We start from the raw sequence: 15405 nt of genomic DNA, 5'->3' as shown, positions 1-15405 counted from the left end.
CGCCCGCAACTGCCGGCCCCGCTTCACCGGATTTTCCGGGTAGCCAGCGCGAAGCCGCATGAACGCGGACGCGCATGAAAAAAGGGCGCGGCTAATGCCGCGCCCCTGTTCCGATCAGGCTGGATCAGCGATCAGCCGACCAGTTCCAGACCCGAGAAGAAGAAGGCGATTTCTTCCTTGGCGGTTTCCGGGGCGTCCGAGCCGTGGACCGAGTTTTCACCGACCGACAGGGCGTATTCGGCGCGGATCGTGCCGGCATCGGCTTTCGAGGGATCGGTCGCGCCCATCACTTCGCGGTTCTTGGCGATGGCGTTCTCGCCTTCCAGCACCTGCACGACGACGGGTTCCGAGGCCATGAACTCGACCAGCTCGCCATAGAAAGGCCGGTCCTTGTGGACGACATAGAACTGACCAGCCTGCGCGGGCGACAGGTGGATGCGCTTTTGCGCGACGATGCGCAGGCCCGCATCCTCGAATTTCTGGTTGATCTTGCCGGTCAGGTTACGGCGGGTCGCGTCGGGTTTGATGATCGAAAGCGTGCGTTCGATGGCCATGTCATTCACCTTTTTCGGGGCCCGAGCCAACCTCGGGCCGAAATCCGCGCCCCGTTAACATGCGTCGGCCGCAATGGAAAGCAGGTTGCGGATCGCCGGCGATTGACCATGGCGCGCGTTTGCGGCATCCCCCCGCAATGCTTCGTATAGATGACATCAGTTTCAACATCGAAGGCCGGCCGCTGTTCGAACATGCCAGCGCCTCGATCCCGACCGGGCACAAGGTCGGCCTTGTCGGACCGAACGGCGCCGGCAAGACCACGCTGTTCCGGCTGATCAAGGGGGAACTGACACTGGACGGCGGCAGCATCTCGCTGCCGTCGCGGGCGCGGATCGGCGGCGTGGCGCAGGAAGCCCGCGCGACCGACCTGTCGATTCTGGAAACCACCCTTGCGGCGGATACCGAACGCGCCGCGCTTCTGGCCGAATCCGAGACCGCGACCGATCCGCATCGCATCGCCGAGATCCACGCCCGGCTGACCGACATCGACGCATGGTCGGCCGAGGCCCGCGCGGCGACCATCTTGCAGGGGCTTGGCTTCTCGACCGAGGATCAGGCCCGCCCCACGCGCGACTTCTCGGGCGGGTGGCGGATGCGCATGGCGCTGGCGGGCGTGCTGTTCGCGCAGCCCGACCTGTTGTTGCTGGACGAACCGACCAACTATCTGGATCTGGAAGGCGCGCTGTGGCTTGAAGGCTATCTGGCCCGCTATCCCCATACCGTCATCATCATCAGCCATGATCGCGGGCTGCTGAACCGGGCGGTGAACCACATCCTGCATCTGGAAAACCGGCAGTTGACGCTGTGGTCCGGCGGGTATGACGAATTCGCCAAGGCCCGCGCCGCGCAGCGCGCCCTGCAGGCGGCCGAGGCGAAAAAGCAAGAGGCCCGGCGCGCGCATCTGCAATCCTTCGTCGACCGCTTCCGGTCGAAGGCCAGCAAGGCGGTGCAGGCGCAATCGCGTCTGAAGATGCTGGCGAAGATGGAGCCGATCACCGCCCCCGCCGAGGCCAAGTTCCACCGCTTCACCTTTCCCCAGCCCGAGGAGCTTTCGCCCCCGATCATCACCATGGACGGCGTGTCGACCGGCTATGGCGACCGCGAGGTGCTGCGGCGGCTGAGCCTGCGCATAGATCAGGACGACCGCATCGCGCTTTTGGGCCGGAACGGTCAGGGCAAATCCACGCTGTCCAAGCTGCTGGCGAACCGTTTGCCGGCGATGTCGGGCAAGATCGTGCGGTCGTCCAAGCTGCGGGTCGGTTACTTCGCCCAGCATCAGGTGGACGAACTGCATCTGGACGAAACGCCCCTGGATCACATCCGCCGCCTGCGCCCGAACGAAACCCCGGCGCGGCTGCGGGCGCGGCTGGCCGGGTTCGGGCTGATGGAGGCGCAGGCCGAAACGCTGGTCGGGCGCCTGTCGGGCGGGCAGAAGGCGCGGCTGTCGCTGCTGATCGCCACCATCGACGCGCCGCATCTGCTGATCCTCGACGAACCGACCAACCACCTTGATATCGAAAGCCGCGAGGCGCTGGTCGAGGCGCTGAACGACTACACCGGCGCGGTGGTGCTGGTCAGCCACGACATGCATCTGTTGGGGTTGGTGGCGGACCGGCTTTGGCTGGTCTCGGACGGCGGCGTGTCGCCCTATCCGCATGATCTCGACACCTATCGCCGCAGTCTGCTGGCCGGGGATGAAACCAAGCCCGTCCCGGCGGCCGCGCCCAAACCCGCCGCGCCCAAGCGGCCGTCGCGCGATGCCATGCTGGAACTGCGGGCCGAGGCGCGCCGCGCCGAGGAGCGCGTCGGCAAGCTGACCGAGATGCTGGAAAAGCTGGACGTGAAGCTGGCCGATTCCGATCTGTGGAACGACCCGCACGAGGCCGAACGCTGGGGCCGCAAGCGGGCCGAAGCGCAGCAGGCGATGGCGCTTGCCGAATCGCTGTGGCTCGAGGCGCTGGAGCGGCTGGAGGCCGCCGAAAGCGTCTGATCCCGCCCGGCCGGAAACACCGCCCGCACCGGGCGCCGCGACCTCGCCGCCACACATCACGACTAATTCCCGCGGCGCGGCCTTATCCCTTGCAATGAGGCCGCAGCGGGCGCTAGTTGAACCCCAGATTTCAATTATCGGTTGCGCCATGAAACTCATCCATGCCCTGATCCCCGCCATGCTTCTGGCCACCCCGCTTGCCGCGCAGGGGCTTGAGGGTCGGACCCTTTCGGCCGAACTCGGTCTGGGCGCGTCCTACAAGCCGACCTACCCCGGATCGGACCAGATGGAGACCGCGCCGTGGTTCATCTGGCGCAACGTCTCGCTAAGCCGGGGCGATGGCTCGGCCGGTGACGCGCAGGGTTTCTCGGTCTCGCCGTCGTTCAACTATATCGGCAAGCGCAACGAAAAGGACGACAAGGATCTGGCGGGTCTGCCCGAGGTTGATCGCGCCTATGAAATCGGTGCCCGCTTCAGCTATACCACCGGCCCGGTCACCGGTTATGCCGTGGTCCGCAAAGGCTTCAAGGGTCACAAGGGCGTGGTGGGCAAGCTGGGCGCGACCTATCGCACCGACATCAACGACCGCCTGTCGCTGTGGTCCGGTGTGGGCGTGAACATGGGCAGCGATGATTATGTCGATACATATTTCGGCGTCACGCCCGAAGCCGCGGCAAGCAGCGGCTACCGGGCCTATAACCCCGGTGGCGGCGTCACCTCGGTCTCGGCATCGCTTGCCGCACGCTATGCGATCTCGGACGTGACGGCGCTGGTGGGTGAGCTGGAATATGGCCGTCTGGTCGGCGATGCGGCCGATTCGCCGCTGACTCAGGACAAGAACCAGCCGGTCGTGCGTCTGGGCATCACGCGCCGGTTCTCGTTCGGGTTCTAGGATCGCCGGGGGCCCGAGCCGCATTGCGGCCCGGCCCAACTTTCCCGGAAATGACGCCCGGTTTCCCGAGCGCCCCGCCGCGCTTTATGCCGCCAGTTTCTGCCGCAATCCGGTCATTTTCAGCGCCGCATCGGCGGCCTCGCGGCCTTTGACCACGAAATGCTCGCGGTAAATGGCGTTGTGATGCGCGGTCTCCTGATAATGATGCGGGGTCAGTGATACCGACAGCACCGGCACATCGGCGTCGAGCCCCGCCTGCATCAGCCCGCTGACCACCGCCTGCGCCACGAAATCGTGCCGATAGATACCGCCATCGACGACAAGGGCGGCGGCGACAACCGCATCATAGCGCCCGGTTCTGGCAAGACTGCGGGCCAGCAATGGCATCTCGAACGCGCCCGGCACGTCGAAAACATCGACCTGTTCCGCCGGTATCTTCTGAAGAAAGCCGACCAGAGCCTGATCGACGATATCGGCATGCCAGTTCGCCTTGATGAAGGCATATCGGGTGTGTGTCATGGTGATCTCCTTGCAAAGCGACACGTCACCCAAGGCGATCACATGGGTTCGCCCGGCCGTGCAGCCGCGCATCCCCACATTCTCTTTCTTCCGGACTGTAACCGTCGGCCCAGGAATCGCACCTGATCTGCTGGACCCCCGACCCATGGCCGGGGCGCTCGCGGGCTTGCATGGACATGCTTACCGCCGGTGGGGAGTTTCACCCCGCCCTGAGAATACCACCCGTTCTGGAACAGATGCGGCGCAAGCGCAAGACGCCCGCGCCGGCCAAAGTGGTGCGGCAGGAAAAGCCGATCGGCGCCACGCAGGCCCAATCAGGCACGTTCATCCTTCGGGCTGTCCATCACGACATGCGTGGTAATCGTGGCGATCAATGGAAACGCGCCCAAAACGTCGATGTGAAACTGCTTATAGGCATTCAGATCGGCGACCTCGACGCGCAGCAGATATTCGATCGTGCCGGTGACATTGTGGCATTCGCGGACCGCCGGAGCGAGCTTGCAGGCGCGCTCAAACGCCCGCTGCGCCTCGTTCGAGTGTCGGGACAACCCGACTGTCACATAGGCGACAAAACCAACCCCCCGCGCCGTCGGGCTGATGACGGCACGATAGCCCGCGATGATCCCGCGACGCTCCATGTCCTGAACCCGGCGCAGGCAGGCCGAGGGCGAAAGCCCCACCTTGGCCGCCAACTCGACATTGGCGATTCGCCCGTCACGGCGAAGCTCTTGCAATATTCGTTCTGATATTTGGCTTTCTACGGTCATGGATTGCTACCTTGTCCACTTATCCAACATATTAGAACAGAAATTGCGGTTCGATTGCGCAATAATTGCGCCACAAGACATCTTTGGTGCAGCATGAACTGGAATTTATTCGTCGCCCTTACGGGTTTCGCCTTTGTCACCTCGGTCACGCCGGGGCCGAACAACATGATGCTGATGGCCTCGGGCGCGAATTTCGGCCTGCGCCGGACGGTGCCGCACCTTTTGGGGGTGGCGCTTGGGTTCGGGGCGATGGTCGCGGTTCTGGGGCTGGGGGTCGACCGGCTGTTCGCCGCGATGCCAGCCCTTGGTCAGGCGCTGATGTGGGTCAGCTTGGCCTATATGCTTTGGCTGGCGTGGAAACTGGCCCATGCCAACGCGCCGGGCACCGCCGAGGCTTCGGCGACGCCGCTGACCTTCATGCAGGCCGCCGCATTTCAATGGGTCAATCCCAAGGCATGGGCGATGGCGCTGGGGGCACTGTCCGCCTATGCCGCCGGCGCGGGCGGGGCGCTGATCGTCGCGCTGGTGTTTACCGCGATCAACCTGCCCAGCGTGCTGATCTGGGTCGTTGCGGGTCAGTCGGTGCGGCGCTGGCTTACCAACCCCAAACGGTTGCAGATTTTCAACTGGACGATGGCGATCGCGCTTGTCGGATCTATGCTGCCGGTGCTGTGGCATTGATCCCCAAAAAGACAAAGGGCGGCCAAAGCCGCCCTTCTTCCCGTGATGTGTCGGGGCCTACTCGGCCTTGCTGGCCGGCTTGGCGTTGAGCTGGCCGAATTTCTCGGCGCCGATGGATTCGTGCAACTGAAGCTGGGTCTCGAGAAAGTCGATATGCCCCTCTTCGTCCGCGATCAGCGATTCGAACAGGTCCTTGCTGACGTAATCGCCCACCTTCTCGCAATGCTCGCGCGCTTCGATATACAGTTTGCGCGCATCGTATTCGCCGGCCAGATCGGCCTCCATCGTCTCTTTCAGGTTCTCACCGATTCGCAGCGGGTCCAGCTTTTGCAGATTCGGATGACCCTCAAGAAAGATGATGCGCTGGATCAGCCGGTCGGCGTGGTGCATCTCTTCGATCGATTCAGCGCGGGATTTGTCGGCGATATGGCCATATCCCCAATCCTCCTGCAGGCGATAATGCAGCCAGTACTGGCTGACAGCGGTCAGCTCCGACCGCAGCGCCGCGTTAAGATATTCAATGACTTTCTTGTCGCCCTTCATGTCGCATCGCTTTCCTGATGGCTTGCCTTACAAACGTCATGATAGGCGGCTTGCCGGAAAAAGCAAACGCCCGGAAGCGCTTGGCGGAAGGCGCGGGACCTAGCCCGAGCTTCGGTTTCCAAGCGCCGGCCGCAGCCGCGGGACCGGCCGGGCGACCCCGACGTTATGGCAGTTCTGAAGCTGGTCCAGAAACAGCGGCATGCAGCCGCCGCAATCGGCCTGTTTGCCCAATGCGCGCCAGACCTTGCGCGGCGTGATGATGGTTTCGGCATCCGCCGCCCGCATCCAGTCGACCGCGTTGCGGATGTCGCGGTCCGTAATGCTGTTGCAGTGGCAAACGATCATGGCGGCCTTCCCGATGGGCTATGCCGATTTCCTAGTATTCCAGTCAGATTTTGTAAAGCCCGACAAAATCACTAAACCGCCATCGCCGCACCCTGCCCGCTTGACGCCCCCCGACTTGACGCCCCCAGACTTGCCCCCCAGACTTGACGCCCCCCGACCTGTCGGCGCATTGCACGCGCATGAAGCTGAGTGATTTCGATTTCGACCTGCCCGAGGGGCTGATTGCCACCCGTCCGGCGCGGCCGCGCACGGCGGCGCGTTTGCTGGTGGCCGATGATGCGGGGCTGCATGACCTGCGCGTCAGCGACCTGCCCGGGCTGCTGCGGGCGGGCGACATGCTGGTTCTGAACAATACCCGCGTCATCCCCGCCCGGCTGAACGGCACCCGCCGCCGCGCCACCCCGCAGGGCGAGGCCGTGGCGAAGGTCGAGGTCACGCTGCTGGAACCGGCGGCGACGGGATGGCGCGCACTGGCCCGCCCATTGCGAAAGCTGCGCGTGGGCGAGGTGATCCGCTTTGGCGAGCAACTGGCGGGAACCGTCGTCTTAATGACGGAAACCGATCTGGTGCTGGCGTTCGATTCGTCGGGGGCCGATTTCGAAGCCGCGCTGGCTCAGGTCGGCGCCATGCCGCTGCCGCCTTATATCGCGGCGCAGCGCGCGCCGGACGAACAGGACCGCGACGATTACCAGACCGTATTCGCGCGTCACGCGGGCGCGGTCGCCGCCCCCACCGCCAGCCTGCATTTTGATGCGGCACTTCTGGACGCGATCCGCGCCAAGGGCGTCGGCATGACCGAGGTCACGCTGCATGTCGGCGCCGGCACATTTCTGCCGGTCAAGGTCGATGACGTGGCCAGCCACCGGATGCATGCCGAATGGGGCGAGGTGACACCCGAGGCCGCCGCCGCGATCAACGCCGCCCGCGCCGCCGGCGGCCGCATCATCCCGGTCGGCACCACCGCGCTGCGGCTGATCGAAAGCGCCGCGACACCCGATGGCACGCTCGCGCCTTTCCGCGGCACCACCGATATTTTCATCTATCCCGGCTATCGCTTTCGCGCCACCGACGGGCTGATGACCAATTTTCATCTGCCGAAATCGACGCTTCTGATGCTGGTCAGCGCGCTTATGGGCCCCGAGCGGATACGGCAGATCTATGACCACGCCGTTGTGAACAATTACCGTTTCTTTTCTTATGGGGACGCATCGCTTTTGCTGCCGTGATAAGGCATTGCGGCGACGATCCTCTGGCCCATGCCGGACGACGTTCCGAATAATGCAGGAGTATTGCCTTGCTGACCGTCCTTCGCACCACCTGGCCGCTGCTTTTGGGCGTATTGATGCTGATGGTGGGCAACGGGATGCAGGGCACGCTTCTGGGCGTGCGCGGCAATATCGAGGGCATGAGCACGACCGCCATGTCCATCGTCATGTCGGGCTATTTCGGCGGCTTCCTGCTGGGCAGCCGGCTGGTCCCGGGCCTGATCCGCAAGGTCGGGCATATCCGGGTATTTTCGGCGCTTGGCAGCATGATCTCGGCGGTGCTGATCCTGTACGCCGCGGCCCCGATCTGGCCGGTCTGGACGGTGATGCGCATCGTCATCGGTTTTTGCTTCTCGGGCGTCTACATCATCGCCGAAAGCTGGCTGAACGCTGGCTCGACCAACGAGACGCGCGGACAGGCGCTGTCGGCCTATATGATCGTGCAGATGCTGGGCATCGTCTCGGCGCAAGTGCTGATGAACACCGCCGATCCGCATGGCTGGATCCTGTTCGTGATCCCCTCGGTTCTGGTTTCGCTGGCGTTCACGCCGATGCTGCTGTCCCGCCAGCCGGCGCCGTCGTTTCAGGACGTGAAGCGGCTGAGCATCCGGCGGCTTTATCAGGCGTCGCCGCTGGGCTGCATCGGGATCTTCCTGATGGGCGGGGTGTTTTCGGCGCTGTCGGGCATGTCCTCGGTCTGGGGATCGCTGAAGGGGCTGAACGTCACGGAAATCTCGATGTTCGTGGCGGCGATCTATCTGGGCGGCCTGATATTCCAGTACCCGATCGGCTGGCTGTCCGATCACCGGGAACGGCGGGGGATCATCCTGTGGCTCTGCGTCCTTGGCGCGGTCGCGGCCATTGGCGTGGTGGTGATCGACCCGGGCATCTGGGGGCTGTTGGCGGCAGCGGTGATCATCGGCGGCGTCGCCAACCCGGTCTATGCGCTGCTGCTGGCCTATACCAACGATTTTCTGGACAATTCCCAGATGGCGGCTGCCTCGGCGGGGCTGTTGTTCCTGAACGGCATCGGCGCGATCGTCGGCCCGCTGATCACCGGCTGGCTGATGTCGCTGATCGGGGTCAACGGCTTTTTCGTCTGGATCGCGCTGTTGCTGGCCTGGCTTGCCGGCTATGCCGCATGGCGGCGCACCCGCCGGGCCGCCCTGCCGCGCGAACAGACCGGCGCCTATGCGGTCATCTCGCCCACCGCGACGCCCCTTGCGGTCGAGGCGGCGCTGGAGAATGCGCAGTCGGATACCCCTGCGGCGGATACCCCTGCAAGCGATGGCCCCGATACGGACGCCGCGTCGCCGGGCGCAAGCCCCGATGCGGATGGCACGGCGGGCCACGAGCCGGGCGACGGGCCGGAAGAAGAACCGGCCGGTTCGGATGGGGCCGAGGACATGCCGGCGCATCCCAAACCCGCCGCGCCTTGATCCCGCGCCCCGGCTCTGCCAGCATGGTTGGCAGATGTGGGGGAAAATCATGACACCGGATGACATCAACGATTTCTGGATCCACGAGGTCGGGCCGAAAGGCTGGTACAACAGCACCCCGGCGCTGGACGAGCGTATCCGGAACCTGTTCATGTCCGCCTGGGAGGATGCCGAGACGCTGACCGCGGAATGGGCCGACAATCCGCGCGGCGCATTGGCCGCGCTGATCCTGACCGATCAGTTCCCGCGCAACATGTTCCGCAACGATCCCCGCGCCTATTCCACCGATCCGCTGGCGCGCCGTATCGCCACCGCCGCCGTGGATGCGGGCTTTGACCAGCAGATCGACCCGCCCGCGCGGCAGTTCTTCTATCTGCCGTTCGAGCATTCCGAGGATCTGGCCGATCAGGACCGCGCCGTCGCTCTGTTCACCGAACGCATGCCGGGCGAGAATCTGACCCACGCGCAACTGCATCGCGATACCATCGCCCGCTTTGGCCGCTTTCCATGGCGCAACAAGGATCTGGGCCGCACCCCCTCGCCCGAGGAAGACCGGCTGATGGCGGCCGGCGGCTATGGCGCGCTGGTCAGCGGCAAGGCACGGCTTGATGCCCTGTGACAACTGGTTTAACGCTGAACTAAATTTTCATTGGGGGTTACGATGGCCGACAGCAGCTTTGACGTGGTGGTGATCGGATCGGGTCCGGGCGGATATGTCTGCGCGATACGCGCGGCACAGTTGGGGCTGAAGGTGGCCTGCATCGAACGCGAGCATCTGGGCGGCATCTGCCTCAACTGGGGCTGCATCCCGACCAAGGCGCTGCTGCGTTCGGCCGAGGTCTATCACCAGATGGAAAACGCCAAGGATTACGGGCTCAAGGCCGATGGTGTCGGTTTCGATTTCGACGCCGTTATCAACCGCTCGCGCGGGGTGGCCAAGCAGCTTGCGGGCGGCGTCGGGCATCTTCTGAAGAAGAACAAGGTCACCGTCATCATGGGCGAGGCCCGGCTTGCCGGCAAAGGCAAGATCGTCGTCAAGACCGACAAGGGCGAAGAGACGGTGACGGCCAAGTCCATCGTTATCGCCACCGGTGCGCGGGCGCGCGAGCTGCCGGGGCTGGAACCCGACGGTAAGCGGGTCTGGAACTACAAGACCGCGCTGAAACCGCCGCATATGCCCAAAAAACTGCTGGTCATCGGCTCTGGCGCCATCGGCATCGAATTCGCGAGCTTCTTCAACACGCTTGGCGCCGACACCACGGTGGTCGAGGTGCTGGACCGGGTGCTGCCGGTCGAGGATGCGGAAATCTCGGCGCTGGCCAAGAAGCAGTTCCAGAAACAGGGGATGAAGATCATGGAGAAGGCGACGGTCAAGTCGCTGGACCGCAAGGGCGACAAGGTGATCGCCGAGATTGAATCGGGCGGCAAGACCGAGAAGCAGGAATTCGACACGGTGATTTCGGCGGTCGGCATCGTCGGCAATGTCGAGAACCTCGGGCTGGAACAGGCCGGCATCAAGGTCGACCGCACCCATATCGTGACCGACGAATTCTGCCGCACCGGCGCCGATGGCGTCTTTGCGATCGGCGATGTCGCGGGCGCGCCCTGGCTTGCGCACAAGGCGAGCCATGAGGGCGTCATGGTGGCCGAAATGATCGCGGGCGGCCATCCGCACGCGGTGAAACCCTCGGCCATCGCCGGCTGCACCTATTGCCAGCCGCAGGTCGCCTCGGTCGGTCTGACCGAGGAAAAGGCCAAGGCGGCGGGCTATGACATCAAGGTCGGCCGTTTCCCGTTCATCGGCAACGGCAAGGCGATCGCGCTTGGCGAACCCGACGGCCTGATCAAGACCATCTTCGACGCCAAGACCGGCGAGTTGCTGGGGGCGCATATGGTCGGCGCCGAGGTGACCGAGCTGATTCAGGGCTATCTGATCGGCCGCACGCTGGAAACCACCGAGGCCGAGTTGATCGAAACCGTTTTCCCGCACCCGACCCTGTCCGAGATGATGCACGAATCGGTGCTGGCCGCCTATGGCCGCGCGATCCACATCTGACGGCGGGGCGGTCGCACCGCAGATCGGAAAGCCGGCCCCACCCGGGCCGGTTTTTCATTGCAAGGGGGGGGCACGCGACCCGGCGTCGTGCATCCGCGATCCCGATGAAGGCGGCATTTATCGGGGGGAAAATTCGCCGGTTCTCCTGCGCCACGGGGCAAGGCGCATTTCTGCCGGTCCGGTTCGGGGCAAGGGGCCGAAGCTAATCTTTGCCCTTTCAACCCCGGAATTTGCATCGCGCCATCCGCGCGGATGCCTGCATTGCCCCGGTTCCCCGCCGATACGGCGGATCTTCCGCACCTGCCGGATATCCGATTCCGCGATCACTTGCGGCTGATGAAGCGCGAATCCCCACTCCCCCGTCGGGCCACGCAAACATCGGCGCGCCCCTTGTCGACCGGTTCGCTGTGACCGCCGGATTGCCGGCATTTTTGCGGTGGGCAATCCGACGCCGCCCCGGTCGATGACGGAGCACCCGAAACGCATGCGAATACGCGCAAAGCGCGGCCGTGCCGCAGCCGCGCGTCGCTTTTTCGATGGCCACCCTCCCGTAGAGCGGACGCCGCGACGGCCGGGCAGGTAAAAGCGCCCGGCAATCGGTGGCTCAGGCGCGACGAACGCCCTACAGGGCGTAAAGATCGACCGATGGCAGTTCGGTGATATCGACGCCAAGCGCGCGCATCGCCGACAGCGACATCTGGGTCGCGCCGGTCCCCGGCAGAAGATCCACATTGACGGATTTCGAGCCGCCCGCGACCGTCACCCGGCCTTTGGTCGGCGCCTTGACCAGACTGGTCTTGACCCAGTTGCCGCCCTGCGCCGGATCACCCAGCGAGGCAACCGACGTGCCCAGCTTGCCGCCCGACTTGACCGTGACGACCGGGGTTTCCGACGTGGCCTGTGCGGTGGGCGAGGCGTCGGTCGTCACCACCGTGGTCGACCCGGCCGGCGCGGTCGTGGTGGTCGACCCCGATGGCGTGGTCACCGTGGTCGTCGACATGTTTTCACATGCCGCAAGCCCCAGTGCTGCCGCGAAAAATGCGGCGGTGCTTAGGTATTTCATCTCAAATCTCCCTAGGTCAGAAAAATCCCGGGCCGTCCGCGATGCCTTCGGCCCGGCGTTTCGTCATCGGATTGCTATCCCGTCCGACGATACGCCGTCCAGACCGGCGGAACAGCCCCGGATGATGGGCCTGATTGCCGGCCGCCCATCCACGCCGCCCGCGACTTTCCGCGCCTTACAATGCGACGTTGCCCGACGGGGTCGAGGGCGTGACCACGATGGTCGGATCCGGCGCGGCCGAGTTGATGACGGCCGTCGATCCCGCCGGGGCGGTGACCGTGGTCGTGGGGGTGTCGCAGCCGGCGACGGCCAGCGCCGAAAGCAGCAGAACGGCAGGCAGGGTGTAAGCGGGCAGTTTCATGCGTATCCTCCGATTGCAGACGATGTTGATTGCGGTTGATTGCGATCATCTTTCCGTGAGCCATGATTACCCGGTTGCGATCGGCCCGCAACTGCGCTGTTGCGCGATAACGCTGCAATCGTCGCGATCGCATCAATTGTGCCACGCCCGCCCGGGCTGCTTGCGCCACCGCCCGGCCCCGCCTACATTCCCCCTATGGACGACGCCAATATCACGGCGCCATTGGCCGCCGACGCGGTCGGCGCAACGCCGCAGGCGGCGCAGATGAAAGCGCCGCTGATCGACCCGTTCGCGCGGCCGATCACCTATCTGCGCGTCTCGGTCACCGACCGCTGCGATTTCCGCTGCACCTATTGCATGGCCGAACATATGCAGTTCCTGCCCAAGCGTGACCTGCTGACGCTGGAGGAGCTGGATCGGCTGGCCTCGGCCTTCGTCGGTCTGGGGGTGCGGAAGCTGCGCATCACCGGCGGCGAGCCGCTGGTGCGCCGCGACATCATGACGTTTTTCCGCGGCATCTCGCGGCATCTGGGCCGGGGGCTGGATGAGCTGACCCTGACCACAAACGGCAGCCAGCTTGCCCGCTTCGCCGATCAGCTCGCCGATTGCGGCATCCGCCGGATCAACGTCTCGCTGGATACGCTGGATGCGGAAAAATTCGCCCGCATCACCCGCTGGGGCCGGCTAGAGCAGGTGCTGGCCGGGATCGGCGCCGCAACCCGCGCCGGCATCCGGGTCAAGATCAACACCGTCGCGATCAAGGGCTTCAATGAGGATGAGCTGTTCGACCTGACCGCGTGGTGCGCGGCCGAAGGGCACGACCTGACCTTCATCGAGATCATGCCGATGGGCGAAATGGACGACGCCGAGCGGCTGGGCAGCTATTGGCCGCTGGCCGATCTGCGGGCGCGGCTGGCGGAACGCTATGATCTGACCGATCTGGACCAGCGGACCGGGGGCCCTGCCCGCTATGTGCGGCTGGATCAGACCGGGCAGACCGTCGGGTTCATCACGCCGCTTACGCATAACTTCTGCGAAAGCTGCAACCGGGTCCGCGTGACCTGCACGGGCGAACTTTACATGTGCCTTGGTCAGGAGGATCGGGCCGACCTGCGCGCGCCCCTGCGGGCCAGCCCCGATGACGCGGCCCTGCAACAGGCGATCCGCAACGCCATCGCCCGCAAGCCCAAGGGGCATGATTTCGATTATTCGCGCGGCCAGGTCGCCGGCCGCGTCACCCGCCACATGAGCCATACCGGCGGTTAGGAAACCCCGGCCGCCATGCGCCGGGTCATAATTCCTTTGCCTGCCCGCGCAGGATGAATTTCTGGATTTTTCCGGTCGTGGTTTTGGGCACCTCGCCGAAAACCACGGTTTTCGGCACCTTGAACGCCGCCATCTGGTCGCGGCAGAAGCCGATGATCTCGGCCTCGGTGGCGCTGGCGCCCGGTCGCAATTCGATGAAGGCGCAGGGGGTTTCACCCCATTTCTCGTCCGGGCGCGCCACGACCGCGGCGACCATCACCGCCGGGTGACGATAAAGCACATCCTCGACCTCGACCGACGAGATATTCTCGCCGCCCGAGATGATGATGTCCTTCGCGCGGTCCTTGATCTCGATATATCCGTCGGGATGCATCACCCCCAGATCGCCCGAGGCGAACCAGCCGCCCCGAAAGGATTTCCGGGTGGCCGAGGGATTTTTCAGATAGCCCTTCATCACGTTATTGCCGCGCATGAATATCTCGCCCAGCGTCGCGCCATCCGCGGGCACCGGTTCCAGCGTGTCGGGGTTGGCCACCATCAGCCCTTCCAGCGCAAGGTTGGTCACCCCCTGCCGAACCTTCAGCCGCGCCCGCTCGGGCGCGCTTTTCGCGTCCCATTCCTGTTTCCATTCGCAGATCGTCGACGGGCCGTAGGTTTCGGTCAGACCATAGACATGGGTGACCTCGACGCCCATCGCCTCCATCGCCTCGATCACCTTGGCGGGCGGCGGTGCGCCGGCGGTCATCACCTTGACCTTGTGATCGAAATCCTTGAGCGCGTCCGGGGCGCTGGCCAGCATGTTCAGCACGATCGGCGCGCCCGAAAAATGGGTGACCTTCTCATCCCGGATCAACCGATAGATCGGTTCGGCCCTGACCGCGCGCAGACAGACGCAGACCCCCGCATTCGCGGCGATCGTCCATGGAAAGCACCAGCCGTTGCAATGAAACATCGGCAGGGTCCACAGATAACGCGCATGCTGCGGCATGCCCCAGTTGACCAGATGCGCCAGCGCGTTCAGCGCCGCGCCCCGGTGATGGCAGACGACGCCCTTCGGGTCGCCCGTCGTCCCCGAGGTATAGTTCAGGCTGATCGCGTCCCATTCGTCGGCGGGCAGATCCCATGCGAATTCGGGATCGCCCTCGGCCAGCAGATCGTCATAGCTGAGTGTGCCGATGCGGGTGCCGCCTTCGAAACTGGGGTCGGGAATGTCGACGACCAGCAGGTCATCGCGCCCGGTCATTGCAACCGCGCGTTGGACGGTTTCGGCGAACTCGGGGTCGACCATGACGATCCGGGCCTCGCCATGGTTCAGGATGAAGGCGATGGTTTCGGCGTCAAGCCGGGTGTTGATCGCGTTCAGGACCGCGCCGGTCATCGGCACGGCGAAATGGGCCTCGAACATCTCGGGGATATTGGCGGCGACGATGGCCACGGTATCGCCCCGGGCGATGCTCCGCCGCGACAGCGCGCTGGCGATCCGGCGTATCCGGGCATAGGTCTCGCCCCAGGTCCGGCGCACGCCACCGTCATGGACAACCGCCGGATAATCGGGAAAGACCTGCGCGGTTCGGCGCAGAAAGCTAAGGGGCACCTCGATTTTTCACTGAATTCCTCTGAACGGACGAGATCAGCGGCTTGAAGCGGGGACTGCGACCGCCCG

16 protein-coding genes and 1 riboswitch are annotated in these 15405 nt (G+C 64.7%); of the genes, 8 read left to right on the top strand and 8 right to left on the bottom strand.

Annotated features, from left to right (window positions below):
- Nucleotides 1–131: 131 nt before the first annotated feature.
- Complete coding sequence (gene ndk / locus ACFSCT_RS06805; RefSeq protein ID WP_379141270.1) at nt 132–554, bottom strand: nucleoside-diphosphate kinase; 423 nt, start codon at nt 552–554, stop codon at nt 132–134.
- Nucleotides 555–691: 137 nt separating this feature from the next.
- Here ndk and ACFSCT_RS06800 point away from each other — a divergent pair, with 137 nt between their 5' ends.
- Both ACFSCT_RS06800 and ACFSCT_RS06795 read left to right on the top strand, forming a co-directional pair.
- Entirely contained in the window at nt 692–2545 is a 1854-nt protein-coding gene (locus tag ACFSCT_RS06800) for an ABC-F family ATP-binding cassette domain-containing protein (RefSeq protein WP_379141268.1), read from the top strand.
- A gap of 148 nt (nt 2546–2693) precedes the next feature.
- Nucleotides 2694–3437: a MipA/OmpV family protein gene (locus ACFSCT_RS06795; RefSeq protein ID WP_379141266.1), complete on the top strand. Its 744-nt coding sequence runs from the start codon at nt 2694–2696 to the stop codon at nt 3435–3437.
- An 84-nt stretch (nt 3438–3521) separates the two neighbouring features.
- Here ACFSCT_RS06795 and ACFSCT_RS06790 read toward each other — a convergent pair whose 3' ends face one another.
- Complete coding sequence (locus ACFSCT_RS06790) at nt 3522–3956, bottom strand: 6,7-dimethyl-8-ribityllumazine synthase (protein WP_379141263.1); 435 nt, start codon at nt 3954–3956, stop codon at nt 3522–3524.
- A gap of 74 nt (nt 3957–4030) precedes the next feature.
- Nucleotides 4031–4177: riboswitch (FMN riboswitch) on the bottom strand.
- Between the two features lie 93 nt (nt 4178–4270).
- The gene (locus ACFSCT_RS06785) at nt 4271–4723 is read right to left on the bottom strand and encodes an Lrp/AsnC family transcriptional regulator (protein WP_379141260.1); all 453 of its coding nucleotides are present in this window, start codon (nt 4721–4723) and stop codon (nt 4271–4273) included.
- A gap of 93 nt (nt 4724–4816) precedes the next feature.
- Between ACFSCT_RS06785 and ACFSCT_RS06780 the strand changes: the two genes are divergently transcribed.
- Nucleotides 4817–5404: a LysE family translocator gene (locus ACFSCT_RS06780; RefSeq protein ID WP_379141258.1), complete on the top strand. Its 588-nt coding sequence runs from the start codon at nt 4817–4819 to the stop codon at nt 5402–5404.
- Between the two features lie 57 nt (nt 5405–5461).
- On the opposite strand, the gene bfr is transcribed toward ACFSCT_RS06780, so the two are convergent.
- Complete coding sequence (bfr, locus tag ACFSCT_RS06775; protein ID WP_379141256.1) at nt 5462–5947, bottom strand: bacterioferritin; 486 nt, start codon at nt 5945–5947, stop codon at nt 5462–5464.
- 99 nt (nt 5948–6046) lie between these two features.
- Entirely contained in the window at nt 6047–6292 is a 246-nt protein-coding gene (locus ACFSCT_RS06770; RefSeq protein ID WP_379141254.1) for a (2Fe-2S)-binding protein, read from the bottom strand.
- A gap of 179 nt (nt 6293–6471) precedes the next feature.
- Here ACFSCT_RS06770 and queA point away from each other — a divergent pair, with 179 nt between their 5' ends.
- The 4 genes from queA to lpdA all read left to right on the top strand — a co-directional run bounded on the left by queA (nt 6472) and on the right by lpdA (nt 11052).
- A complete protein-coding gene (queA, locus tag ACFSCT_RS06765) occupies nt 6472–7518 on the top strand; it encodes a tRNA preQ1(34) S-adenosylmethionine ribosyltransferase-isomerase QueA (RefSeq protein ID WP_379141252.1) in 1047 nt (348 codons plus the stop codon).
- Nucleotides 7519–7586: 68 nt separating this feature from the next.
- Nucleotides 7587–8996, top strand: a complete 1410-nt coding sequence (locus ACFSCT_RS06760; protein ID WP_379141250.1) for an MFS transporter — start codon at nt 7587–7589, stop codon at nt 8994–8996.
- A 49-nt stretch (nt 8997–9045) separates the two neighbouring features.
- Nucleotides 9046–9615 carry a DUF924 family protein gene (locus ACFSCT_RS06755; protein WP_379141248.1) on the top strand — a complete coding sequence of 190 codons (570 nt, stop codon included), beginning with the start codon at nt 9046–9048 and terminating at the stop codon, nt 9613–9615.
- 42 nt (nt 9616–9657) lie between these two features.
- Nucleotides 9658–11052: a dihydrolipoyl dehydrogenase gene (gene lpdA, locus ACFSCT_RS06750; RefSeq protein WP_379141246.1), complete on the top strand. Its 1395-nt coding sequence runs from the start codon at nt 9658–9660 to the stop codon at nt 11050–11052.
- Nucleotides 11053–11674: 622 nt separating this feature from the next.
- Here lpdA and ACFSCT_RS06745 read toward each other — a convergent pair.
- Nucleotides 11675–12115, bottom strand: a complete 441-nt coding sequence (locus ACFSCT_RS06745; protein WP_379141245.1) for a hypothetical protein — start codon at nt 12113–12115, stop codon at nt 11675–11677.
- A 175-nt stretch (nt 12116–12290) separates the two neighbouring features.
- On the bottom strand, nt 12291–12476 hold the full coding sequence (locus ACFSCT_RS06740; protein WP_379141243.1) for a hypothetical protein: 186 nt from the start codon (nt 12474–12476) through the stop codon (nt 12291–12293).
- A 264-nt stretch (nt 12477–12740) separates the two neighbouring features.
- On the opposite strand from ACFSCT_RS06740, the gene moaA reads away from it, so the two are divergent.
- Nucleotides 12741–13742: a GTP 3',8-cyclase MoaA gene (moaA, locus tag ACFSCT_RS06735; RefSeq protein WP_379141413.1), complete on the top strand. Its 1002-nt coding sequence runs from the start codon at nt 12741–12743 to the stop codon at nt 13740–13742.
- 25 nt (nt 13743–13767) lie between these two features.
- Here moaA and ACFSCT_RS06730 read toward each other — a convergent pair whose 3' ends face one another.
- On the bottom strand, nt 13768–15336 hold the full coding sequence (locus ACFSCT_RS06730; RefSeq protein WP_379141241.1) for an acyl-CoA synthetase: 1569 nt from the start codon (nt 15334–15336) through the stop codon (nt 13768–13770).
- Nucleotides 15337–15405: the final 69 nt, after the last annotated feature.

This window comes from Paracoccus pacificus, from assembly GCF_042680785.1.
GTDB classification, from domain to species: Bacteria; Pseudomonadota; Alphaproteobacteria; order Rhodobacterales; family Rhodobacteraceae; genus Paracoccus; species Paracoccus pacificus.
Note: the sequence above shows the minus strand (reverse complement) of the source record. Positions and strands in the feature narration are given on the sequence as shown.

Bases quoted from the DNA above. Each gene is read 5' to 3' on its own strand.
- moaA (WP_379141413.1), top strand. From the start codon at position 12,741: ATGAAAGCGCCGCTGATCGACCCGTTCGCGCGGCCGATCACCTATCTG.
- bfr (WP_379141256.1), bottom strand. From the start codon at position 5,947: ATGAAGGGCGACAAGAAAGTCATTGAATATCTTAACGCGGCGCTGCGG.
- ACFSCT_RS06780 (WP_379141258.1), top strand. From the start codon at position 4,817: ATGAACTGGAATTTATTCGTCGCCCTTACGGGTTTCGCCTTTGTCACC.
- ACFSCT_RS06745 (WP_379141245.1), bottom strand. From the start codon at position 12,115: ATGAAATACCTAAGCACCGCCGCATTTTTCGCGGCAGCACTGGGGCTT.
- lpdA (WP_379141246.1), top strand. From the start codon at position 9,658: ATGGCCGACAGCAGCTTTGACGTGGTGGTGATCGGATCGGGTCCGGGC.
- ndk (WP_379141270.1), bottom strand. From the start codon at position 554: ATGGCCATCGAACGCACGCTTTCGATCATCAAACCCGACGCGACCCGC.
- ACFSCT_RS06785 (WP_379141260.1), bottom strand. From the start codon at position 4,723: ATGACCGTAGAAAGCCAAATATCAGAACGAATATTGCAAGAGCTTCGC.
- ACFSCT_RS06790 (WP_379141263.1), bottom strand. From the start codon at position 3,956: ATGACACACACCCGATATGCCTTCATCAAGGCGAACTGGCATGCCGAT.
- queA (WP_379141252.1), top strand. From the start codon at position 6,472: ATGAAGCTGAGTGATTTCGATTTCGACCTGCCCGAGGGGCTGATTGCC.
- ACFSCT_RS06740 (WP_379141243.1), bottom strand. From the start codon at position 12,476: ATGAAACTGCCCGCTTACACCCTGCCTGCCGTTCTGCTGCTTTCGGCG.
- ACFSCT_RS06755 (WP_379141248.1), top strand. From the start codon at position 9,046: ATGACACCGGATGACATCAACGATTTCTGGATCCACGAGGTCGGGCCG.
- ACFSCT_RS06795 (WP_379141266.1), top strand. From the start codon at position 2,694: ATGAAACTCATCCATGCCCTGATCCCCGCCATGCTTCTGGCCACCCCG.
- ACFSCT_RS06800 (WP_379141268.1), top strand. From the start codon at position 692: ATGCTTCGTATAGATGACATCAGTTTCAACATCGAAGGCCGGCCGCTG.
- ACFSCT_RS06770 (WP_379141254.1), bottom strand. From the start codon at position 6,292: ATGATCGTTTGCCACTGCAACAGCATTACGGACCGCGACATCCGCAAC.